26 protein-coding genes are annotated in these 22,319 nt (G+C 57.8%); 15 read left to right on the forward strand and 11 right to left on the reverse strand.

Annotated features, from left to right (window positions below):
• Position 1 precedes the first annotated feature (1 nt).
• The 5 genes from OIL77_09595 (at position 2) to hflX (ending at position 5,122) form a co-directional block, all read left to right on the forward strand.
• On the forward strand, positions 2 to 1,087 hold the full coding sequence (locus tag OIL77_09595) for an ATP-binding protein (GenBank protein HJI45654.1): 1,086 nt from the start codon (positions 2 to 4) through the stop codon (positions 1,085 to 1,087).
• 74 nt (positions 1,088 to 1,161) lie between these two features.
• Positions 1,162 to 1,479 (forward strand): stage V sporulation protein S, encoded by a 318-nt coding sequence (locus OIL77_09600; GenBank protein ID HJI45655.1) that lies wholly within the window; start codon positions 1,162 to 1,164, stop codon positions 1,477 to 1,479.
• 45 nt (positions 1,480 to 1,524) lie between these two features.
• Positions 1,525 to 2,895: a tRNA (N6-isopentenyl adenosine(37)-C2)-methylthiotransferase MiaB gene (miaB, locus tag OIL77_09605; GenBank protein ID HJI45656.1), complete on the forward strand. Its 1,371-nt coding sequence runs from the start codon at positions 1,525 to 1,527 to the stop codon at positions 2,893 to 2,895.
• Positions 2,895 to 3,833, forward strand: a complete 939-nt coding sequence (gene miaA / locus OIL77_09610) for a tRNA (adenosine(37)-N6)-dimethylallyltransferase MiaA (protein ID HJI45657.1) — start codon at positions 2,895 to 2,897, stop codon at positions 3,831 to 3,833. Before miaB ends, miaA begins: the two co-directional genes overlap by 1 nt.
• Positions 3,833 to 5,122, forward strand: a complete 1,290-nt coding sequence (gene hflX / locus OIL77_09615; protein ID HJI45658.1) for a GTPase HflX — start codon at positions 3,833 to 3,835, stop codon at positions 5,120 to 5,122. Before miaA ends, hflX begins: the two co-directional genes overlap by 1 nt.
• Here the strand turns inward: hflX and OIL77_09620 are convergent.
• Both OIL77_09620 and lexA read right to left on the reverse strand, forming a co-directional pair.
• Entirely contained in the window at positions 5,107 to 5,811 is a 705-nt protein-coding gene (locus tag OIL77_09620; GenBank protein HJI45659.1) for a DUF1624 domain-containing protein, read from the reverse strand. The genes hflX and OIL77_09620 overlap by 16 nt on opposite strands.
• Positions 5,811 to 6,455: a transcriptional repressor LexA gene (gene lexA, locus OIL77_09625; protein HJI45660.1), complete on the reverse strand. Its 645-nt coding sequence runs from the start codon at positions 6,453 to 6,455 to the stop codon at positions 5,811 to 5,813. Before lexA ends, OIL77_09620 begins: the two co-directional genes overlap by 1 nt.
• Positions 6,456 to 6,618: 163 nt before the next feature.
• On the opposite strand from lexA, the gene OIL77_09630 reads away from it, so the two are divergent.
• Genes OIL77_09630 through dut form a run of 3 tightly spaced genes read left to right on the forward strand, consistent with a single transcriptional unit; the run spans position 6,619 to position 8,011 of the window.
• Complete coding sequence (locus OIL77_09630) at positions 6,619 to 7,068, forward strand: LysM peptidoglycan-binding domain-containing protein (protein ID HJI45661.1); 450 nt, start codon at positions 6,619 to 6,621, stop codon at positions 7,066 to 7,068.
• Positions 7,069 to 7,119: 51 nt separating this feature from the next.
• On the forward strand, positions 7,120 to 7,563 hold the full coding sequence (nrdR, locus tag OIL77_09635) for a transcriptional regulator NrdR (protein ID HJI45662.1): 444 nt from the start codon (positions 7,120 to 7,122) through the stop codon (positions 7,561 to 7,563).
• Between the two features lie 4 nt (positions 7,564 to 7,567).
• Positions 7,568 to 8,011 carry a dUTP diphosphatase gene (gene dut, locus OIL77_09640; protein HJI45663.1) on the forward strand — a complete coding sequence of 148 codons (444 nt, stop codon included), beginning with the start codon at positions 7,568 to 7,570 and terminating at the stop codon, positions 8,009 to 8,011.
• 393 nt (positions 8,012 to 8,404) lie between these two features.
• On the opposite strand, the gene OIL77_09645 is transcribed toward dut, so the two are convergent.
• On the reverse strand, positions 8,405 to 9,763 hold the full coding sequence (locus tag OIL77_09645; protein ID HJI45664.1) for a UDP-N-acetylglucosamine--LPS N-acetylglucosamine transferase: 1,359 nt from the start codon (positions 9,761 to 9,763) through the stop codon (positions 8,405 to 8,407).
• A gap of 27 nt (positions 9,764 to 9,790) precedes the next feature.
• On the opposite strand from OIL77_09645, the gene OIL77_09650 reads away from it, so the two are divergent.
• Together OIL77_09650 and OIL77_09655 are read left to right on the forward strand one after the other, a co-directional pair.
• The gene (locus OIL77_09650; GenBank protein ID HJI45665.1) at positions 9,791 to 10,762 is read left to right on the forward strand and encodes an FAD-dependent oxidoreductase; all 972 of its coding nucleotides are present in this window, start codon (positions 9,791 to 9,793) and stop codon (positions 10,760 to 10,762) included.
• 154 nt (positions 10,763 to 10,916) lie between these two features.
• On the forward strand, positions 10,917 to 11,528 hold the full coding sequence (locus OIL77_09655) for a DUF1836 domain-containing protein (GenBank protein HJI45666.1): 612 nt from the start codon (positions 10,917 to 10,919) through the stop codon (positions 11,526 to 11,528).
• Positions 11,529 to 11,600: 72 nt separating this feature from the next.
• Here the strand turns inward: OIL77_09655 and OIL77_09660 are convergent, their stop codons facing one another.
• The 6 genes from OIL77_09660 to OIL77_09685 form a co-directional block, all read right to left on the reverse strand.
• The gene (locus tag OIL77_09660; protein HJI45667.1) at positions 11,601 to 12,467 is read right to left on the reverse strand and encodes a DegV family protein; all 867 of its coding nucleotides are present in this window, start codon (positions 12,465 to 12,467) and stop codon (positions 11,601 to 11,603) included.
• A gap of 178 nt (positions 12,468 to 12,645) precedes the next feature.
• Positions 12,646 to 13,767, reverse strand: a complete 1,122-nt coding sequence (locus OIL77_09665) for an NlpC/P60 family protein (GenBank protein HJI45668.1) — start codon at positions 13,765 to 13,767, stop codon at positions 12,646 to 12,648.
• Between the two features lie 32 nt (positions 13,768 to 13,799).
• The gene (locus OIL77_09670) at positions 13,800 to 14,330 is read right to left on the reverse strand and encodes an adenine phosphoribosyltransferase (GenBank protein ID HJI45669.1); all 531 of its coding nucleotides are present in this window, start codon (positions 14,328 to 14,330) and stop codon (positions 13,800 to 13,802) included.
• 35 nt (positions 14,331 to 14,365) lie between these two features.
• The gene (locus tag OIL77_09675; protein ID HJI45670.1) at positions 14,366 to 15,250 is read right to left on the reverse strand and encodes a MerR family transcriptional regulator; all 885 of its coding nucleotides are present in this window, start codon (positions 15,248 to 15,250) and stop codon (positions 14,366 to 14,368) included.
• A gap of 3 nt (positions 15,251 to 15,253) precedes the next feature.
• Positions 15,254 to 15,688, reverse strand: coding sequence for an FHA domain-containing protein (locus OIL77_09680; GenBank protein ID HJI45671.1), 435 nt, complete (start codon positions 15,686 to 15,688; stop codon positions 15,254 to 15,256).
• 65 nt (positions 15,689 to 15,753) lie between these two features.
• A complete protein-coding gene (locus OIL77_09685; protein ID HJI45672.1) occupies positions 15,754 to 16,458 on the reverse strand; it encodes a CDP-alcohol phosphatidyltransferase family protein in 705 nt (234 codons plus the stop codon).
• A 388-nt stretch (positions 16,459 to 16,846) separates the two neighbouring features.
• Between OIL77_09685 and OIL77_09690 the strand changes: the two genes are divergently transcribed.
• Genes OIL77_09690 through OIL77_09710 form a run of 5 tightly spaced genes read left to right on the forward strand, consistent with a single transcriptional unit; the run spans position 16,847 to position 20,178 of the window.
• A complete protein-coding gene (locus OIL77_09690) occupies positions 16,847 to 17,575 on the forward strand; it encodes a lantibiotic protection ABC transporter ATP-binding protein (protein ID HJI45673.1) in 729 nt (242 codons plus the stop codon).
• Entirely contained in the window at positions 17,572 to 18,342 is a 771-nt protein-coding gene (locus OIL77_09695) for a hypothetical protein (GenBank protein HJI45674.1), read from the forward strand. Before OIL77_09690 ends, OIL77_09695 begins: the two co-directional genes overlap by 4 nt.
• Positions 18,342 to 18,596 carry a hypothetical protein gene (locus OIL77_09700; protein HJI45675.1) on the forward strand — a complete coding sequence of 85 codons (255 nt, stop codon included), beginning with the start codon at positions 18,342 to 18,344 and terminating at the stop codon, positions 18,594 to 18,596. Before OIL77_09695 ends, OIL77_09700 begins: the two co-directional genes overlap by 1 nt.
• Positions 18,593 to 18,754 (forward strand): helix-turn-helix domain-containing protein, encoded by a 162-nt coding sequence (locus tag OIL77_09705; GenBank protein HJI45676.1) that lies wholly within the window; start codon positions 18,593 to 18,595, stop codon positions 18,752 to 18,754. Before OIL77_09700 ends, OIL77_09705 begins: the two co-directional genes overlap by 4 nt.
• 26 nt (positions 18,755 to 18,780) lie before the next feature.
• Complete coding sequence (locus OIL77_09710; GenBank protein ID HJI45677.1) at positions 18,781 to 20,178, forward strand: HAMP domain-containing histidine kinase; 1,398 nt, start codon at positions 18,781 to 18,783, stop codon at positions 20,176 to 20,178.
• 4 nt (positions 20,179 to 20,182) lie between these two features.
• Here the strand turns inward: OIL77_09710 and OIL77_09715 are convergent, their stop codons facing one another.
• Both OIL77_09715 and OIL77_09720 read right to left on the reverse strand, forming a co-directional pair.
• Positions 20,183 to 20,386, reverse strand: a complete 204-nt coding sequence (locus OIL77_09715; GenBank protein HJI45678.1) for a ribbon-helix-helix domain-containing protein — start codon at positions 20,384 to 20,386, stop codon at positions 20,183 to 20,185.
• 551 nt (positions 20,387 to 20,937) lie between these two features.
• Positions 20,938 to 21,591, reverse strand: a complete 654-nt coding sequence (locus tag OIL77_09720; GenBank protein HJI45679.1) for a DUF1648 domain-containing protein — start codon at positions 21,589 to 21,591, stop codon at positions 20,938 to 20,940.
• Positions 21,592 to 22,319 lie beyond the last annotated feature (728 nt).

Raw genomic sequence — 22,319 nt, forward strand, 5'->3', positions numbered from 1 at the left:
CATGAGCGACGCGAACGAGCTCATCTCATTTATCGCGTCGATGTCGGGGGAGGGCAACCTTCGCGTCGAGGAGAACCTTGGCGAGGGGTATGTCCGCCTCCGCGTTTCGGAGGCCGAGCGGCGCCAGGCTAAGCACGACATTCAGCATGTCGAGGACATCGTCATCGAAATGCTCCGTAATGCTCGCGATGCCGGCGCCGACAAGGTCTATCTCGCCACGACCAAGGAAGATGGCGTCCGCACGCTTGTCTTTCTGGATAACGGTTCGGGCGTTCCGCAGGATATGCAAGAGCGAATCTTCGATGCCCGCGTTACCTCCAAGCTCGAGAGCATGAAAATGGATCGTTGGGGTGTTCACGGTCGTGGCATGGCATTGTTTTCGATCAAGCAGAACACCGACGAGGCCCGCGTGGTCACGTCCGGTGTCGATCTTGGTTCAGCCTTTAAGGTGAGCGTCGCGGTAGACCGCCTCAGTGAGCGCGCCGATCAGTCCAGCTGGCCTCAGGCCGTCAAGGATGAGGACGGTCATTATGTCTGTGCTCGCGGTCCGCATAATATTATTCGCGCTGCTTGTGAGTTTGCGCTCGAGGAGTTGCGTGGTTGCGATGTCTATCTTGGTTCTCCGTCTGAGATTGCCGCGACACTTTATGCTCAGTCGTCAAGTCGGCTCGATACGTCTCGTCTCCTGTTCATTGACGACGAGAGCGAGCTTCCGGTTGTCGATCGTTTAAGCCTTGCCTCCGATGCCGAGGACTTTATCCGTATCTGTTCGGGTTTGGGTCTTGAGATGTCCGAGCGCACGGCTCATCGAATTTTGGCAGGGCAGATTAAGCCCGTTCGCGGTGTGACTGCGCGTCTGCTGCGCGAGCGTGACTCATCCTCGCATGCGCCGGCTCCTGTCGATCTCGCGAAGGATCGTCGTGGGCTGCGTATTGCCAAGGATGACATGGCACAGTTTTCGCGTGCTGTGGAGCGCGACTTTAATGACCTTGCCGCCCGGTACTATCTCAATCTTTGCGGCGACCCAAAGATCCGTGTTTCGCGTGATCGAATCACCGTGACCTTCGATCTTGCCAAAGAGGAATAGCGCCTTTACCGAGTCCACTCGGTACGATAAAGTTATTGCAGTTAAAACGTACTTTTAAACGCAGGAGTTTCTTCATGGATTGCCTGAAGGTATCAAGCAAATCATCGCCCGCTTCCGTTGCCGGCGCCATCGCCGGCATGGTCAAGGATGGTGTACCCGTCAACATCCAGTGTGTCGGTGCCGGTGCTGTCAACCAGGCCATTAAGGCCGTTGCTATCGCGCGCGGTTTTTTGATTCCAACCGGTTTTGATATTTCCTGCGCGCCTGTGTTCTCCGACATCCTCATTAACGGGGAGTCGCGCACGGCCATCCGCCTTTCTATCTACGTTCACCAGATCAATCGAGCTGCTATGGATAACGTCGTCATGGATGATGTTAAGCCTGTGGCATAGCTTCTGCTTGCCTCGTTTCGCTCCCCATCGTTAGGACTTATGCACATGGACCAGCGTTCCGTACGCGATATTCTTGCCGGTAAAACCTACTTTATCCGCACCTTTGGCTGTCAGATGAATCAGCACGACTCCGAGCGTGTGAGCGGTCTGCTTGATTCGTATGGCTGCCTCATGGCGCTCGATCCCGAGCATGCCGATATCGTTGTCTTCATGACATGCTGTGTGCGTGAGGCCGCCGATACTCGCCTGTACGGTCAGTGCAATTCCTGCAAAAGCCTGCCGCCTTCGCCTTCGGGCAAGCGTGTGGTTACCGTGGGCGGCTGCATCGCGCAGCGTGATGGAGAGGGCCTGCTCACCAACGTCGATAACGTCAATGTCATCTTTGGCACGCATTCCATCGCACATGTGGCCGAGCTCATTGCCGAGGCGTTCCTTGATGGTAAGCGTCATATCCGCACCAATGAGCATGAGGATACGGATGCCATGAGCATGCCGTGGCATCGCGAGACCCAGTATCACGCCTGGGTGCCCATCATGACAGGCTGCAATAATTTCTGCACCTATTGCATCGTGCCGTACGTGCGCGGTCGCGAAAAAAGTCGCCCCTTCGAGGAGATTGTCGACGAGGTGACCGGTTTGGTGCGCCAGGGCGTGCGTGAGATTACGCTGCTGGGCCAAAACGTTAACTCATATGGTCGCGATCTGTTTGGCAAGCCGCGTTTTGCCGATCTGCTGCGTGCCGTGGGCGATACGGGTGTGGAGCGCATCTTCTTTACGTCTTCGCATCCCAAGGATCTGCTCCCCGAGACCATCGACGCTATGGCCGAGACGCCCGCCGTCATGCCGCAGCTTCACTTGGCCGTTCAGTCGGGCTCCACGCGCATCCTCAAAGAGATGAATCGCCGTTATACACGCGAGGACTATCTGGGCCTGGTCGATCGCATTCGCAACCGCATGCCCGATATCGCGCTCTCGACCGACATTATCGTTGGCTTCCCGGACGAGACTGAAGAAGACTTTGAGCAGACGCTCTCACTTGCCGAGACGGTCCGCTATGCTCAGGCCTATACCTTCATCTATTCCAAGCGCGCCGGTACCCCGGCCGCCGAGATTGACGATCCTACGCCGCATGAGGTTATTCTCGAGCGTTTCAACCGCCTGGTTAAGGTTATCGAGACCACGGCGCACGAGTACAACCAGGGTGAGCTTCATACTGTGGTGCCGGCGCTCATTGAGGGAACGAGTAAAAAGAACGACGCGGTCCTGCTGGGCAAGAGTCCCAAGAATCAGACCGTGCATGCGCCTATCCCCGAGGGTTACAGCATCGATCAGCTTGTTGGCAAGATCGTTGATGTTGACGTTGACGTTGCCAAGACCTGGTATTTGTCCGGCTCCGTTGTGGGCGAGCCGCGCTAATGGTTTCTCCCGGGGCAGGTCTTTCCGCCGTTGCGATCGTCGGTCCGACGGCGGTTGGTAAGAGTGATGTTGCCGACCGTTTGGCGGCTCGTCTTTCGTCCGAAGTGCTGTCGTGCGATGCGATGCAAATCTATCGCGGCATGGACATCGGTACCGCAAAGATGGCGCCCGATGAGTGTACGGCGCCGCTGCGTCTCGTCGACATTGTAGAGCCGGGTGTGGCGTACTCTGCGGCGCTTTATCAGGCTGACGCTCGCGCGCATGTTGAGCGTTTGCTTGGCGAGGGCCGCCTACCGGTGTTTTGCGGGGGCACAGGCTTGTATCTCAAGGCCGCCCTGGATGAGATGGATTTTCCCTCGGGCGAGCTTGAGGACGATCGTCGCGCGGGGTATCAGGAACTTGCCGAGCGTATTGGCGAGGAAGAACTGCATGCTCTGCTTGCCGAGCGCGATCCAGAATCGGCTGCTGTTATTCATCCCCATAACGTGCGCCGTGTGATTCGTGCGCTCGAGATGCATGATGATGGTATCTCCTATGCAAAGCAAAAAAGTCAGTTTAGTGTTCCGCGCGAGCATTATCATGCTCTATGGTTTGGTCTGACGCGTAATCGCGAGGTTCTCTACGAGCGCATTAACCTGCGTGTCGATCTGATGTTTGAGCAGGGTCTTGTCGATGAGGTCCGCGGTCTTATGGACCAGGGGCTGGGAGATGCCCTGACGTCGATGCAGGCAATTGGTTATAAAGAGATCATTGATGCTTTCAATGGCGTGATTTCTATGGATGAGGCTCGCGAACTCATTAAGATGCGTTCGCGTCGCTATGCCAAACGTCAGCTTTCGTGGTTTAAACGCGATGACCGCGTCGTGTGGTTCGATATGGACGAGTTTACGATCGATGAGGTCGTTGAGGACATCCTGCATCGTATTGAGGCTGCCTAATGGCCCGTTTTCCCCTTGTTCCCACGGCACCCGAGCCCGAGCGTGCCATATTAGTTGGTGTTGAGTGGCGCGACAATGCGTGGCCGCTTGATCGTTCGCTTGACGAGCTTGAGCGCCTAGCCCATACGGCTGGCGCCCAGTGTGTGGCGCGTTTGTCACAGCGTCTGGTTAAGCCGTATCCAAAATCGTTTATCGGTTCCGGTAAGGTTGAAGAGCTGTGCGGCCTGGTGCATCGTATGGATGCCGATGTCGTTATTTTTGACGACGACCTGACGCCCTCGCAGCAATCCTATTTGGAGAAAGCCGTGGGCGAGCCGGTAAAGATTATCGATCGTACGGCACTGATCTTGGATATCTTTGGCCTTCATGCTCAGACGCGTGAGGGACGCCTACAGGTACAGCTGGCACAGCTTCAATATCTGTTGCCTCGTCTGCGTGGCATGTGGAGCCACCTCGCCAAGGAACAGACGCGCGGCGGCATCGGCTCACGCTTTGGTCAGGGCGAAAGTCAGCTCGAGGTCGACCGTCGCCTCATTCGTAATAAGATCGCTGCGCTTCGTCGTGAGCTCAAGCAGGTTGAACAGCGTCGCGATGTTCAATCCAAGAGCCGCATTGAGTCACCGGCGTTTCGCGTCGCGTTAGCCGGTTATACCAATGCCGGTAAATCGACGTTGCTCAATCGCCTGACAGGCTCTACGGTACTTTCGCAGGACAAGCTGTTTGCTACGCTCGACCCGACGACGCGTTCGTATCGCCTGCCCGGCGGTCGCGGAATGACGATTACCGATACCGTCGGCTTTATTCAAAAGCTGCCGCATGGTCTTGTCGATGCCTTTAAATCGACGCTGTCCGAGGTGTTGGGTGCCGATCTAATTCTCAAAGTCGTAGATGCGTCTGACGAGGACTATGAGCGACAGCTGGAGGCTGTCGACCGCGTGCTTGATGAGATCGGCGCCGGAGAGCGCCTAACGCTGACCGTATTCAATAAAATCGATCTTCTCGATAGCGTTGATCGATTAAGTTTCCGTCGTCGTTTTCCGGAAGCCGTTCTGTTCTCGGCCCAAACGGGCGAGGGGCTCGACGATCTCGTCGATCGCATTGCTCGCGAGGCAGCTGCCACCGATGTACTGCTTTCAGCCGACATTCCATATCGTGAAGGTGCGCTCATTACACTCGTGCATGAGCAGGGGACCCTTTTGCATGAGGAATATCTTGAGGATGGCGTTCGTATTGTGGCGAAACTGCCGGTTCGTGTTGCACCGCGGCTCGAGCGTTATCGCACCGAGTAGGCGAGCTCCAAAATGCCCAGTATAATGGGCTGATGCAGCAGATAAAAGGGTAGTGCATAACGTCCAAGGCTGGCGAGCGCCGGCAGGGAGTTGGCGTAGGCCCAGCTAGGGACGGTCTTATCGATTCCCTGCGCTATATGTGCGGCGAAGTATCCTGCAAGATACATAAAGATAAACGGGATGATGGGGTAGTAATCACCTGAGACAAACCCAGGGCTCGGAAATCCCAGCCACGCCAGGTAGGGGACAGGGTAGATTGTTTTGGGGATGCTCCAGGTGAGGGCGAACATCACAAGGCATAGGGACATGCCCCATCTCGCTGATATCTTTTTAAGGACGGGATCGGTCAACGCCACGATGCCGGTACATGCGGCCATGCAGTAGATGATGCCAAAATTAACCGAATCATCGACTGAGACAAGTGTTGTTGCCAGCCAGACGACGAGTGCTGCTAAGGCGTATTTGGCGGCACGTTTGATATTGTTGCGCGAAAGAGTGCACATCCAACCCGCGATAAACAAGAATACCCAGCTGATGCTGGCGCGCCAGATGTCTTGAAAGACAGTCTGGGTAAACCAGGGCATATCCCAACCGTACAGGTAGGCGAGATCGTAGCAAGCGTGAAAACCTGCCATTGAAATCATCGTAAACCCGCGGACGGCATCAAAGATGGTGATGCGTTTTTGCATTACGAGAACCGGCGCATCAAGCCGACGACTTTGCCCAAAATAACGGGATTTGTTGCATAGATAGGCTCCATGGTGTCATTCTCGGGCTGCAGGCGTACGCGTCCCTGCTCCTTGTAGAACGTCTTGACGGTCGCTGAACCATCAATCATGGCCACGACGATTTCGCCGTTCATGGCACTCTTTTGTTCACGGACGATGATGTAATCGCCATTGAAGATGCCGACATTGATCATTGAGCTCCCATGCACCTCAAGGATAAAGGAACCCTGATCAGTGGCGATTTCGGTCGGGATAGTAAAAGTGTCTTCGATATTCTGCTCGGCCAGAATGGGAATCCCAGCCGCGACGCGACCAACGAGCGGTAGCGAGACCGTTCCGCGAGGTGCGGTGGGCTCGTCAGATTTAGAAATTGAGACAGAGGAGCCGTCCTCGTTAAAGAGTTCCAGGGCGCGCGGTTTGGTGGCATCGCGCTTGAGCAGCCCGCGCGCCTCCAAGGCAGATAAGTGGGCGTGCACGGTGCTGGGGGAGGAAAGGCCCACGGCAGATGCCATCTCGCGCACACTGGGCGGATAACCCTTCTCCTGCTGATATTCCTTGATGAAGTCGTAAATTTGCTGCTGACGCTTGGTAATTTTGCGAGCCATCAGGGCATCCTCTCTACCCATGTCAAACAAATGTTCGAATTTTGCTTGACAGGAACAACTGTTCGAAGATAATAATAACCGAACATTCGTTCTCGCGCTAGACATTTTTGTCCGCGCGGCTTGATAAAACTGTTCTCAGCAAAACACGCGAGAGGAGAACATGATGAACGCAACGAATATGGTCCAGGGAAACCTTGCCCTTAAACTCGAGACGCCTGCAGAACCCACTTTTACGGTTGTTCAGGGTGGCCGCTCCGGCTTTCAGCCTTTGACCGTAAAGCCTGCTCGCAATCAGCAGGCTGTAGTTGCGCCGGCCCGCGTTGCCCTGAAGGTTCCGACGATTGTCGCCGTTGCCGTTGCGCTTACGCTCTTCGTTGTCCTCGCTACGTCGGTCTTTAGCGCTCGTCACGCCGCGTATGCCGAGTCCGTTTCCAACGTTACCTACGAGACTATTCGCGTTCAGCCTGGTGATTCTCTTTGGTCGCTTGCCGAGGAATATCCTATCGAAGGCCTTTCCACGCAAGAGACTTCCGACATGATCCGTAACGTCAATCATCTGGAGCATGGTTCGCTCGCCGCCGGTGCGCATCTTAAGGTTCCTGCTCGTTCGTAATCATTATCGCGCTGCGCATGGTACCCTTGTTATCGTTTAAGAGGAGGTACCATGCGCTGTCCCAAATGTGGCAAGGCACATACCCGCGTCGTTGATTCCCGTATGCAGGAGTCAAATAACACCATTAAGCGCCGTCGCGAATGTTGTTCGTGTAACTATCGCTTTACAACGTTTGAGCGATGCGAAGACCCAATCGAGGTCATTAAGTCAGACGGAACCAAGCAGCGGTTCGATCGCAATAAGCTGCTCGTCGGCTTGATGCGCGCCACCATCAAGCGTGATATCGATACTAAGAAGCTTAATGAGATTATCGACGACATCGAGGTCGAGCTGCGCTCTCGCACGCTGACGGCCGTCACGTCCCATGAGTTGGGTGACATGGTGCTCAAGCGCTTGGCCAAGATCGACAAGGTGGCCTACATCCGCTTTGCCTCGGTCTACCGCGATTTCAAAGACGTCGATGAGTTTCTGCAAGAGCTCGACAAGCTAAGGTGATTCCATGTCCAATATTACCGTCAACATAAAGCGTCTCGACCCCACCGTCGAGCTTCCCAAATACGCCCATCCCACCGATGCCGGCTTGGATCTGCGCTCCAACGAGGACTGCGTCCTGAAGCCCCTCGAACGCCGTCTGGTCTCTACTGGGTTGGCCATCGCCCTGCCCGACGGCTACGCCGGCTTTGTCCAGCCCCGCAGCGGTCTCGCCATCAAACAGGGCCTGTCTATAGTTAACACGCCGGGCCTCATCGACGCCCACTACCGAGGAGAACTCAAGGTTATCCTCATCAACCTGGATCCCTCCAACAACATCCAAATCAACAAAGGCGACCGCATAGCCCAACTCGTCATCCAAGAAGCCCCCACGGTCAACCTCATAGAAGTAGAAGAACTAGACGAAACCGACCGAGGCAACGGAGGCTTCGGCTCCAGCGGCGTCGCCTAGGGGCGCTCTTATCCCTCCCGCCCGCTCTCACACATATCATTCCATGCTCAAACATTCTCGCTTCGCTTCGCTCGCTGCGAAACTGCGCGTGGAACGATATGTGTGAGAGGCAGGCGGGCGGCTACTCGCTTGAAAAAATATTTATTTTCTAGTAAGCCAATGCGACAAAGGAACAATCCCTTTGTCGCATTGGCTTACTGTATCTAGATTTTCCGGTCTTGCCTTTGATGGTTCTACTGGAGGGGAATCTAGTGTAGCTGCTAGTACGTAAACGCAGCTTACCTGCGGGAGGCCCCTATATATCGTCCCACGCGCAGTTTCGCAGCGAAGCGAGAATGTTTGAGCATGGGATGATATGTAGGGGCCTCCCGCAGGTAAGCGGGCAATCCAATGCTAGCGGATATGCGCGGGTTTTCCGCCCCAGTAGAAGCGGCAGAAGGCTCGTTTGCGCTTTTGGGGTTTGCCTACGAGCTCCATGCTTGCGATGGCTATGTCTTCGGCTGCGTGGGGGCGGCGTAGCACTTCGCCGTTGATGAGTAGGGCTTTGAGTGATTCGGGATGGTCGTGCAAGTGACGTAGGGTTACGATGAGTTCTCGTGCGGTGGTGACATGCATGCTGGCGCCCATGCCGGTGAGCATCGTGGTGTTGGCCTTTTCCTGGCCGTATGATTTGCCCAGCAGGATCATCGGCAGATGCGCGCACAGGCACTCGGTGACGGTGAGTCCGCCCGATTTGAGGATTGCCAGGTCGCAGCCGTGCATGAGGGCCGCCATGTCGTCCACGTAGTCCAGAACTGTGACGTTTTCGAGCTTCATGGCGTCAAAGAGCGTCTTGAGGCGGGTGGCGTATTCCTCATCCTTGCCCGGCAAAAAGACAAAGTGCATGTCCTCGAAGCTGCGCAGGAAGGGGAGTGTGCGGTCCATCTCCGCGCGAAAGCGAACGTACGGTTGAGGCAAGCTGGCACCGGCCATCACCAACACAACGGTCTTGTCAGCGGGGAGATTGAACTTCTCGAGTTCTTCCTCGCGATTGTAGTCCGTATCAAACCCGGCGCGAATGGGGATGCCTGTAATGCGGATTTTGGTCTCGGGAACCTTACGGGGGCGAAGTGTCTCGGCCATAAATTCGTTGGCTACGCAGAACAGGTCGGTGTCCTTGTGGGGCCAAAAGCCTTCGACTTCATAGTCTGTTGGTACGCAGATGACCGGGTAATCGATACCCGTGATGACGCGGGCGCCCACAGCAACATTGGCTGCCGTAATGTGTGTTGCAACCACGGCCATGGGCCTGCGGGTGCGGACATAATCGTTGAAGGCGGGGAACATAATTCGCGACCATGCCGTGCCGCCACCCCAGAGCAGATGTCCCGTAAACGTATATCGCCAGGTTAGGTCATATATGGGGCGCGTGGCGCCGGTAAACGAAGCCGCTGTTTTATTACCATCGAACCTAATGCGTCCAAAATCGAGAATATCCAAGACTTCGATCTCAACATCCTCAGGGATTCCCTTGGTGCCGCGGATAAGATCAAATGCTTGTGCAATCGCGTTGGCGGCGGCTCTGTGGCCCGATCCAACCGATGCGTGCACAATGGTTACTAGGGGTTTTTGTGCAGGTGAAACGGTCATTTGCTCCGGTTGGGGAGTGCTTTGCGTTGGCAGGGGAGCGTCGTTGCTCGTCTGCGTTTGATCCATCGATAACTCCCCTTCAGCTTTGATACGCGGTTTATCATTGTAGTGCATGAGTGTCATGTTCACGTAAATTTGGGTATGAGCGCAATGAACGCCAATCTTTCGACAGGAGGTCTCTTCATGACTACCGATCACCCGATCGATGTTGCGATTATCGGTGGCGGCCCTGCGGGCTATGCTGCGGCCATTTATGCGGCGCGCTCCAACCTAACGACGACCGTGATTGAACAGGGCATGTCGGGCGGACAGATCGCCACGACCAATGAAGTCGAGAACTATCCGGGCATTCCGCTCTTGAGTGGCGCCGAACTCGGCGAGCGTTTTCAGCAGCATGCAGAGGGCCTGGGAGCACAGGTTACATGGAGCATGGTTACGGGTATCGATTACGATGCCGATGCAGCGTTGTTTACGGTGCATCACGATATGGGCGATACGCTGGCCTCGAGCGTTATCGCTTGCATGGGTGCCACGCCGCGTCCGGCAGGTTTCGCTGGCGAGGATACCTATCGCGGTCGTGGCGTTTCATATTGCGCAACATGTGACGGCATGTTCTTCCGCGGCAAACAGGTCTTTGTAATCGGTGGTGGCAATTCGGCATGCGAAGAGGCACTGTTCCTGTCAGACATTGCCAGCAGTGTGACCATCGTGCTGCGCCGCGACCAGTTCCGTGCGCCTGATGGTGTTGTTCAGAAAGTACTCGAAAAGGACAATATTACAGTTAGGTACCAAACTAGTATTGTGCAGCTCTCGGGCGAAGCCATGCCAACGACGATCGCCTTTAAGGACAATTCATCCGGGGAAATTCATACCAAGTCATTTGAGCCCGGCTCTTTCGGCATCTTTGTCTATACCGGGACGCAACCCCATACCGAACTTGTCGAGCATCTAGTCGATCTGGCGCCTGATGGCGGCATTCTGACTGATGAATCCATGGCGACCCGCACGCCAGGTCTATTTGCCGCTGGCGATATCCGTTCCAAGCGTTTGCGCCAGGTTGTGACCGCGGTTTCTGACGGAGCCATAGCGGCAACCAGCGCATACGCATTTCTCCGTAGATAAGTACGATAATATATCTTATGTAAGGTTGCTATCTTTAAACAAAGTGGTTGGACGGTGCTTCAATGTGCTGTCCAACCACTTTTACTTAGCGGCTATGTGGTATGCAAGACTAGATAACCTAGAATACAATATAGAAAACGAACGGAGGCCTGTTATGAACCATGTTAAACATGTTATCCCGATGTCCGATACATCGGTCAGCATTAAGCCCGAGGATATTCAGCCGACGGTGCTGCCGGATGCATTTATTCAGTCCGATATGGTGGGTAAACTCAACGCTTTGAGCCTGCCACGCTATGACCAGCTGCCCAATGTAACGCTCTATCGCGATCAGGTTATTGAATATGTTGCGCTTTGGATGGAGCCGCTTTCGATTTGCGTAGAGCAGCCCGTTATCACGCCATCGATGATCAATAACTACGTGAAGGTCGGCCTCGTTCCCGCGCCGGTTAAAAAGCAGTATGGCCGTGAGCAGATTGCGCGTCTCATCGCCATTTGTATCTTTAAGCAGGTGCTGCCCATCGCTGCGGTTCAGGCACTCTTTAATATTCAGCGCTTGAGCTACGACGCTCCGACCGCCTTTGATTATGTTGTCGATCAACTTGAGGCATCGATTCGTGCGGCGTTTTCCGTCGAGCAGACTCCCGTGCCCGATACCGCACATCAGGTTACGCGCGAGTCGCTGCTTGTACGCAGTGCAGTATCGTCCTTCGTTTCGAAGGCGTACCTGATGAGCTATCTAAAGTTCAATGGGTTTAATAGCTAACCGAGGTATAAAACGGGCGGGATAAGGGGCCAGTGGCCCCTTATCCCGCCCGTGCGTTTGTCTAGTTGGACATTATCGGCCCGAAGCCACGTCCATGCCGTAGCCGATGATGAGGCCGTGCATCTCGGCGTAATAAGAATCTAGGCCGTTGCAGGGCATGATGATGGTCTTGGAGCCTGGCCAGCGCTCCACAATGCGGCTGGCAAGCGCCTGGGCGCCCGCCTCATTCTCAACATGGTCGATAACGACCTCACCGCCAGTAAAGCCCTCGGCCTCCATGGTGTCGACAATCTTGGTGAGCATCTTCTTTTCGCCACGCGTGTGCCCAACGAGTTCAATTTTGCCCGCCTCGCTCGCCGTGCCCAATATGCGGATATTGAGCTTGTTGGCAATAACGCCGGCCGCCTTAGGGATACGTCCGGCCTTTGCAAGGTTTTCGTAATTGCACAAACTAAAGAGGATCTTGCTGTTCTGCTCCAAGCTATCGAAATAGGCGCAGGCGTCCTCAAAGGAGACGTCCGGGTTACTTGCAAGATAACGATCAAACAGTAAGAAGATCAGGTCCATCTTGCCGCCCGCTGCCCGCGAGTTGACCAGGTGAATCTGACGGTTGGGCTCTTCGGCAAGTACCATATCGCGTGCCGTAGCGGCAGCATTGTAGCTTCCAGAGACGCCCTCGGAGATGGGCATGCAGATCGTCTTGTCGGCGAGCTTAAAGAGCTCAGTCCACTCCCCTACGCTTGGACAGGCGCTCGAAGAAGCGCTCGACTCTGCCTGCACGGCACAATTGAGCTCGTGCACGTTGAGCGTCAGGTCGTCAACAAATTCACGCTCCCCCACTCGAATCTTAAGGGGTGCAAATGCAAAGGTGGTATGAGGTGCGGTTGGCTGCCAATCGCGAAGATTGCAGCTCGAATCGGAGATAAGCGCCCAGCTCATTGAGGGTCCTTTCTACTTGTTCCTCAACAATTATAGCCGTCTTTCTCATCAATTGGACGGCTATCTAGTTTTGAATACTAGATAGCCGTGCTGATCTTAAGGCAAACGGTAGGGGCAAAAAGAATGGGCCTCGCGACTCAAGATCGCAAGGCCCACGTTCGTTCGCTGTAGTAATAAATTAGTAGCGTACGAAGATGTAGTTGTTGTTCATACCGGCTGCGACGGAGCTGATGATGACGCCCGTCTTGTAGTCGGAAGCATGGATCATCTGGCCGTTACCAATGTAGATGCCGGTGTGGTAAGAGTTAACCACGACGTCACCAGGCTGGGGATCGGACACGCGGGTCCAGCCCATAAAGGTGCCCGTGGTGCCAAGGCGGCAATAACGGCCGGTGAGGCAGTAGCTTACAAAACCGGAGCAGTCAAAGCTGTTCGGTCCAATGCCGCCCCAAGAATAAGCATAACCGAGCTTGCTGTAGGCGCGCGAAACAACGGTACCACCGTCAACGGACTGGCTCGGTGCGGAAGGCGTCGGAGCCGGAGCGGGCGTCACGGGCTGCGGCGTGGGGGCAGGAGCGGGAGCGGGCGCAGGCGTATTGCCGCCACCATTATTGGTCGTGCCGCCACCATTATTGGTGTTCTCGGTCGTACCGGCGGTGTCGTTGCTCACCGTGGCCTTTTCGGCGGTGCTGGCATTGATGCCAGCCTGAAGCGCGGCGTTGGCCTCGGCCTCGGCAGCAAGCTCGGCCTGCAGCTGTGAATCCAGGGAGTTCACGACACTCTGGGCCTCAGCCTGCTGGGCATTGAGCTCGTCGACCTTCTTCTGCGTCGCGGCGACGTTCTTCTCCTGCTCGGCTTGCTTATCGGTGAGCTGCTGCTTAAGGTCCTTGACCTCCTGAATGGTCTGGGCCTGCTTGTCGGAAACCTTGCCGTAGTAGAACAGACGGTTGAGCATATCGCCCAGATCATCGACGCCCGTCAGAACTTGAAGGAGACTCAGACCGCCGGTCTTGTACTCACCGGCAACGTAGGACGAAAGCTTTGCCTGGCCCTCGGCAATCTCTTGCTGCTTTTGCGTGATCTCGCCTGCAGTCTGATCAAGCTCCTGCGTCTGTGCGGAGAGCTCTTCATGAATTTGCTGGGTTTGGGTGCCAATCTGCTCGAGTTTGGTACGGGCAGCGGCAAGGTCGGATGCGGTATCGGCGTAGGCCGGAGCCACGAGGCCCAGGCCCAAAACACAAGCGAGGGTTGCCGTAGCAGCGCAGCGTGCCATGTTTCTGTGCGTGTTTGCTGTGCGCATGTAGCTTCCTTTCCGGTATCTAAGGGTAGCGGCTAGTCCACCGTTACCAGGCTAAAGAGCTCAACGTCCTCGTTAGAAGGCGTGAGCTTCTTGCGCGGGTTGAGAAACGCAAGCTCAAGGATACAACCGTAACCCACAAGCTTTGCGCCCATATCTCGCACCAGTTTACCTGTTGCCTCGACGGTTCCGCCCGTCGCGACCAAGTCGTCCAGAATCAACACGGTATCTTTAGAGCTGATGGCATCGGCGTGGATTTCGATAGAATCCGTTCCATACTCGAGTTCGTAGCTCTCGCTTACCGTCTTGCGCGGCAGTTTGCCCGGCTTACGTGCGGGAACAAAGCCGGCACCCAGGGCGACGGCCACGGGCACGCCCACCATAAAACCGCGGGCCTCGGGTCCTACGACCTTGGTAATGCCCATGTCGGCAAAATGCTCGGCCAAGGCATCCACCATGGCCTTCAGGGCCTCGGGATTTCCAAAGAGCGGCGTGATGTCCTTAAAGACGACTCCGGGCTCGGGATAGTCGGGGATATCGACGATATGAGATTCGAAGTCGTAAATGGGTGACCTTTCATGGATTGCCGGGTGAACGGCGGTTATTTGCCCGTGTTAGCAGACGAGCTATGCGAGGGAACGACGACCTTGGACGGCTGCACGAGCGACTCGTCGTGCGCGGCAACCGCGGGGACGCTTGTCGCATCGCTTTTAGCCTTGGTGGATTCGGAACGCGCGATCTCCTCATCGAGGGCATCGATGTCAGCGTCCTCGACTACGGCGTTGAGCGACTCAAAGACACGGTTCTTAAGGAGCGCGGTGTGAACACCCTCGGTGAGGTCGTGCAGCTTCTTAAAAGCGCGCTCGAGCTTGGCGTCGCGCTCGTCATCGGAGGTATCCATGCCGAGCATGCTCACGAGAACCTGCTCAAACATCGAAGACTCGCGATTTGCCGACGAAACGTACTGACGCAGGTTGCGCGGCTCAATGTGGAAGCGCGACAGCTCCGAGCAGTAACGGATAATCGGGAAATCTCGGCCATCGACGAGCTCTCGGTTCTGCGGGCTCTTGATGATGCGGATAAGATCGTTCTCGGCAAGGGAGCGGATAAACGAAATCTCGACGCCGAGCATATCGGGAATAGTCTCGATGGGATGCAGCTTTTGCTTGGTCTCCTTGGGCTCCGTCTTAAGCGGAACATCGGACAGAAGACCCACCTCGTAAGCCAAAGTGGACAGGTCCGTTGCGTTTTCCAAGCGCTGCTTAATGACGTTGAGCGGCATATAGCGGGTCTTCTGCAGGTGCAGGATGACCTCGAGACGATCAACGTCTTCCTTGGAGTACTGGCGATACCCCTTAGGCGTACGATGAGGGGTGATGAGCCCCTCATCTTCTAGAAATCTAATTTTTGAGTTCGATAGATCGGGGTATGCGCCTCGAAGAAGGTTGACGACTTGGCCGATACTCAGATAGTTGCGTTCGGCCATTACCTACTCACCGGTTTCGATGCGCTCCGGCGTGCTCTCGTGGTAGATGAGCGTGAACGTACCGATCTGAACGGAAGAGCCGTCGTGCAGCGGAGCACCGTTGACGATGGCGCCGTCAACCCACGTACCATTGAGCGAGCCCAGATCCTCAATACGGGCGCCCAGGCCCTCACGAATAATGCGTGCGTGGCTGCGCGAGACGGTCATGTCGTTGAGGAAGATGCCGTTCGCGGGATCGCGGCCGATGGTGGTCACGTCGTCCTCGAGCTCAAAGGCAGCTCCGGTCTGCGGACCCTTGACGATGGACAGAACCGGAGCGGTGATGCGCACGTTGGCCATAAGGTCGGGAACGGTGACATCGCTCGAAGGAACGCGGAAAACGCAGGTAGCGTCCGCAGTCTTATCGTTCTGAGGCATATTGTTAACCTTGTTGTCCATGACAACCCCTATCTAACGCGGACGTGCCGCAAAGAATGAACCGTACGTAATCATACCCCAATGAATCAGTCTTCGATTTCGGGGTTGAGAAAGTCGGTGTCCTCGTCCTCGGGATGCGCGATGGCCTGTTTAATGGCCGCCCCTCCCTTAATGGAATAGATGACAGCGGTGAGCATGGAGAAGATGACGCCGCCGTATACAAAGAAGATGCCGAGGGGCACCGAGCTGCCGTTGAGGCCTGGGAATGCCGTGAACGTGGCGGGCAGCAGATGCCAGCCGTCGATGACGGGGAACCCAAGCAGCATGAGCGAGAAGCCGGTCATGAGCAGTGCCGTGGCAATCTTGCCGGGAAAGACGACGTCGATGGGGCGCCGGTGGTAGTGGCGCACGATGAGCGTGCCGATGCCCAGGTAGATATCGCGACCGATGATGAGCACGCAGACCCAGATGGGAAGCTCGCCGCGGACCACCAGGCCCAGCACGCCGGTAAACAGCAGCGCGCGGTCGCAGATGGGATCCATAACCTTGCCGAGCCACGAGACCGTTTTGGTCATGCGGGCAATCTGACCGTCCATCCAGTCGGTGGAAGCCGCGATGGCATAGATGACAATGGCAACGACACGGTTGTTGTCCGTCACAAACAGGTACAGGAAGACGAGCGTGAGGACCAGGCGCGTAAAGGTGATGAAATTGGAGATCGTAAAGATCTTATTCGACGGGTAATCGGAAGTGCCGATAAGCTCCTTTTTGATCTTCTTCTTGATGCCCACAGGACTCCCCCGCTGGTAAACGACAAAACTTTCGATACTATACCCGTTCTAGCGATGTCTATCCAGCGTAAGCATAGAGAGTCCAGACATGTGAAGAGTGGTTCTGGGCTGCGCTTGATTCAGCATTTGTGTACATCAGCCTCCAAAAGCGACATTTTTCGGCATCTTTGGTGGCTGGTGTACACGTTTTGATTTGGTGATTACATCGATCGGGAAAGTTGTTGCTTTAAGCAAATGCGTGTGGGTCGAGATTGGCTGGCGCCAAAAGAGCCCAACGGCCGTTACGGCTTCGTTAGAAACGCGCCCCACCATAGATGTTGAACCCGAAAGGTAAGGCGCGCGGGCACGGTGGCTCGGCCCGCGCGCCCGGAAGAGAAAGGATAAACCCATGGGTTACATGCTCGAGACGCGCGGTCTCACCAAGCGCTTCGGTCGCGGCGACCAAGCGCAGGATGCCGTGGCCGACGTGAGCCTTCATATCCGCGAGGGCGAGGTGTACGGGCTGCTCGGCCCCAACGGCGCCGGCAAGTCGACAACGCTCAAGATGATCTGCGGGATGCTGCGGCCGACGGCCGGGGAGATCCTCTTTGCCGGGCACGCCTGGCGCCGCGAGGACCTCTACGCAATCGGCAGCCTCATCGAGGAGGCGCCACTCTACCCCAACCTCACCGCGCGCGAGAACCTGCGCGTGCGCACCACGCTGCTGGGCCTTCCCGAGAGCCGCATAGATGAGGTACTCGCCGCCGTGGACCTCGCGGACACCGGGAAGAAGCGCGCCGGGCGCTTCTCGATGGGCATGCGGCAGCGCCTGGGGCTCGCGCTGGCGCTGATCGCCCGGCCACGCCTGCTCGTGCTCGACGAGCCCACCAACGGCCTCGACCCCATCGGCATCGAGGAGCTGCGCGACCAGATCCGCGGCTTCGCGGCGGCGGGTACGACGGTGATCGTCTCGAGCCACATTCTCTCCGAGGTGCAGCAGATGGCGGACACCATCGGCATCATCTGCGGGGGGTGCCTTGCCTACGAGGATGCGCTTCGGCCCGGACAGGACCTCGAGGAACTCTTCATGAGCTTCTGCCGGGAAGGGCGACGAGCACGCGGGGAGGTGGCGGCATGACGGGCGAGAAAGGCGGCCTGCTCGCGGGCCTGCGCGCCGAGGCCCTGAAGTCGCGCCACGCGGCACCGGTTCGCCTGGTCGTGCTCATGGCGCTGCCGATGCCGCTGCTCGGCGCGATGCCCTACCGGGGCGTGCAGATCTTCAGCGCGTGGAACTACTGGTATGCGCTTTTCCTGCCCGTGTCTCTCTCGCTCGTGGTGGCGTGCGTCGCGCGGGCGGACGCTCGCACGCGGATGCGGGGGCTTCTGGGCCTGGGCTTCCCGCTCGGGCGCGCCTGGTGGGCCAAGGCGCTCTGGTGCCTCGCGCTCTGCACGCTCTCGAACCTCGTGGTTTTCGGCATCTACCTCGCGGGATCGGCGTTCTCCTCGGAGGGCCTCACGGCCGCGGGCACGCTCACGATGCTCCTCTGCGCGCTCGTCAACACGGTGACCGCGGCGTGGATGATCCCCGCAGGGCTCTTTCTCACGGCGCGGCTCGGAATGCTCGCGGGCATCTTCTGCCCGCTCGCCGTTCAGCTCGTGGGTGGGTTCGCCTGGTCGTTGGTGCCGCTGCCGCAGCTCTTTCCGCCGTCGGCGAGCATGGTCATCCCCACGAGCTTCATCCCCGTGCTGCCGAGCGGCGAGCCACTCGCGGCGGACATGGCGCTCGGCGGGGCGCTCGCGGCGGATGGCATGCTCACGCTGGCGGGCCTTGCGGTCAGCGCGCTCGCGTTCGCCGCGCTCACGGCGGCGGGCGCGGCCTGGTTCGCGCACTCCGAGGAGAGGTGATGGCCATGACGCGACTCTCCGACCCGACGCCGTGCATGACTCTCTCGCGGGCCCTGATCTCCGAGGCCCTGCGCCTGGCGCGCTCCCCGCTCACGGCGGTACACCTCGTCTGCGGCCTGGCAGCCGGTCTTGCCTGCGGCGAGTACTTCTCCGTAACCCGATGGGACCCGGCGCTGGGCGCGGACGCCTACGTCCAGTTCCTCGGCGCCCTCATGCCGCTCATGTCCGCCATCGTCACCCCGGGCAGGTCATGAGCCGCGCGCAGATACGCGAGGCGGTGCTCGGCTGGGAGAGCGACGCCGACGACGCGGCCATATCCATGCAAGTCAGCCGCGCCCGGAGGAAACTCTCCGAGGCCGGCGCCGATCCGATCGCGACCGTCTGGGGGATGGGGTACAAGTGGCAGCTCTGAGGACCGGGGCGCGAGGTCGCGGGGGCATGCCGCTCTCCTTCGTCATCGCGCGCTACTTCGCCTACGCGTTCGCGGCGGTCGCCACGGCGTGGCTCGCCTCGTTCATGGCGCTCTCCACGGCGATCAACGCGGGCTTCGTCTACGAGGCGAGCTGGGGGCCGGCCAATGCGCGCGAGGTCGCGGAGGGCCTGGCACGCGACGGCGTCTGCGGACAGCAGGACGTGCCGACGGCGTACCGCTACCTCATCCTGAACAAGGACGGATACGTGCTGATGACAGACCTCGAGGGCACGCGACTCGAGGACGCGACGGAAATGGCCCGTGCGGCACTCGCCGCGGATCCGGGCACAGTGGAGATCGAGGGCGGGGGCTCGGGCCTCACCTACGCCGCGTTCCCGCTCAAGGGCGGCGGGGCCTGCGCACTCGTCAGCGAGTACCTGCCGCAGTGGGTCTCGCGCGACCTCGCCGGCCTGCTTCCCAACCCGCAGAACCTCATGCTCGTCGGCGCCGCGGCGGGAAGCGCGCTCGCGCTCGCGCTCGTGGCGCGCCGCGCGAGCCGTGTGATCTCGCGCAAGATGGCGCCGCTCGCGGAGGCGGCGGGGCGCGTCGGCGCGGGGGAGCTCGACTTCGCGGTCGGCAGCACCAACGTGCGCGAGGTGAACGACGTCCTCGCCGCGATGGACGCCATGCGGGCCTCCCTCGCCGAGTCGCTCGAGGCCCGCTGGGCCGCGGAGCGGGGGCAGCGCGAGCAGGTGGCGTCGCTCGCCCACGACCTCAAGACGCCGCTCACCGTGCTGCGCGCCAACGCCGACTTCGTGGCGGAGGAGCTGGAAGACGAGAAAGACGCCGACCTCGCGGCCGCCGCGCGCGACATAGCCGGCAGTGTCGAAAGGCTCGACGGCTACGTGCGCCTGCTCATCGATGCCTCGCGCGGGTCCGACGGGGCGGAGAGGGCCCCCATGCGGCCGGCCGAGCTCTGCGAGCAGGTCCTCGCCGAGGCCGCCCAGATCGCCCGGGCGCGAGGCGTGACGCTCGACACGGCCACGGGCCCCGCTGTCGCGGGCGCGCCCGAAGCCCCGCTCGACCGAACCGCCCTGGCGCGAGCCGCCGCGAACCTCGTGGCCAACGCCGCCGAGCACGCGCGCTCGCGCGTGGCGGTCTCCTGCGACGTCGCGGGCGGACACCTCGTCATCGAGGTGTCCGACGACGGGCCGGGCTTCTCTCCCGCCGCCCTCGAACGCGGCTGCGAGCGCCTCTTCACAGACGACTCATCCCGCTCCTCGCGCGACGGAGGCCGCCACTACGGGCTCGGCCTCCACGTCGCCTCCGAGGCCGCGAGCGCCCACGGGGGCTCCGTCTCGCTCGCCAACAGCCCCTCGGGCGGCGCGGTGGCCACCATCGCGGTCCCCCTGTGCGGGGCCTGACGAATCAGGCCCCGCACACTGGCATACCTCGCAACCAAACGCTTCCCGGATAATTCATGAGGCCGTACTCGTATTCGAGCCTGCCTATCTCTGCGGCAAGCGCCTCCGTCATGTAGAAGGTTTTCGTGCGGCCCGTCGACTTCGCCAGGCGGTCGTACCTGTTCGCGAGGTCCTCGGGGGTTCTCAGGGCTGCGGTGGCGGTTGCCATGATGCACCTCCCGGTTAGATGTAATACGTGTATTACTTTCTATCACATCACCCGAACCCCGCACCGGCGTACGGTCGTATCTGCTTTTTTACCTTACATTTTGTCAACCGGCCCATGCTCGGCTTGTTCAGCCGGATTAAATCAACTGTTAAATCAATCCAGGCCTGTAGGGGGCGGTGGAAATCTTTCGAGGACTGGGGGCGCCGTCCCTGGGTCGGCTCCTCGATGGCCGCGGCTGAATTCCCCTGCCATCGGCTGCGTGGGTTCCGGCACGGGGTTCTGGCGCTGCTCGAACTGGGCGCAAGACTCGACTGTTGGTCGTACCGGACGGCATACGTTTTGAGACCGGCAAGCTGATGCCGGCTCGAGGACAGCGGCCCGGTGCACCGGGCCGATCGATAGCGGTCTCAGGTTCACAGCGCAGCTTCTCAGGGCTCGCATATATAGGAAGACTTGATTGGCAATCGATTTTAATGAAGTCGGCAGCGCATGTCAGAGTTTTCAACAAATTTAACATGCCACCCTTTATATCCGCACGCGCGTAATTCAACTCATAAGGACCGGCTATCCCTTACCTGTGACACAATCTCAAACGCACAGAACAGAATCATCAGTCCAATCATCGCATAAGAGGCAGCCGGACCTTCAAGCACTATTCCACAAAGAACAATCTCCGCGCCGCCAATAAGAACTGTTATCAGGCGCTCTGCCTTTTTGCTCTCGCCGCTCGCATAAAAAGGCGGCAAAGCGCACAAGATCACATATAGCCCGGGAAGGGAATACAGGATCGATAGTCCAAGCCCCCCATCAACCGCAGTGTTTTGCGTAAGAATCAACTGAACCCAAACGGCAATTATCACTGAGCAGGTTGTCGATAAAAGAAGACTAGAAATATTGCACGCAACAAAGTCCCGTCGCATTCGAACAGAGAAATCCGCGAACTCTCTTCGCCGCGTGGAAACAATAAGGTACACAGAAATTGCAATAGAACCAATCAGAGAAAACAGCGGAACAACCAGCAATTCAAGCTTATTACCCCATCGATCAACCACACCCCCACTCCAATGAGTGGGAATTGTATCAGGGAGGACTGACCAAGCCGTCCATAGAATCAGAAATGGAAGAATAGAGAGGATGAAAGATGATAACACTGCAGTAATTTTTTTTGAGGCTCTCATCGATTCCGCATCTCCTTGCGCGCCCACATTCCACTCCGCCTTAAATCAAGTATACGTTTTGAGACCGGCAAGCTGTTGCCGGCTCGAGGACAGCGGCCCGGTGCACCGGGCCGATCGATAGAGGACTCAGCTTCACAGCGCAGTTTCTTGGGGCTCGCATATATAGGAAGACTTGATCGGCAATCGATTTTAATGAAGTCGACAGCGCATGTCAGAGCTTTCAACAAATCGCAGGTAAATCCATGTACCAATTTTTGGTACACGGATTTACCTGCGATGTTCATGCTTGGCCAAAAGCCCATCAAGCGATATATTCATTATTTGAATGCGCGCGCCTGAGCTTTTGGCTGAAGTGGCAGTCCGACCGCCGGCAGGCGGCCACGCTATATCCAAAGGCCACGCCTACTCCCCGTGCCCGGCTACGTCGACGACCCAGTGCTGCCCGTCGAGTTCCTGCCGCAGAGCTACATCAGGGACGTCTTATTGGGGGACGACCACATGGAACCCGGGAGATCAAGCTGTACGGCTGATCCATCCGTCAACAACATGTCAAAGCCCCAAAACCCAACAGGATCGCGAACGAGGGGATGAATTGACCGCCCGGGTATTTGCGCCCGGGCGGTCAATTTTATCAAGCATGGGTGCGATTCTGTGAGGCCATTTTTCTGGCATCCGCCGTTTGCTCCGGTCTCAACGCACCCATCGACCGTTCAGTTATCTTTGCGAACGCGACCACGTGCGCATTTGTCGAACAA

The organism is Coriobacteriaceae bacterium, assembly GCA_025993015.1.
In the GTDB taxonomy this organism is placed as follows: Bacteria; Actinomycetota; Coriobacteriia; order Coriobacteriales; family Coriobacteriaceae; genus Collinsella.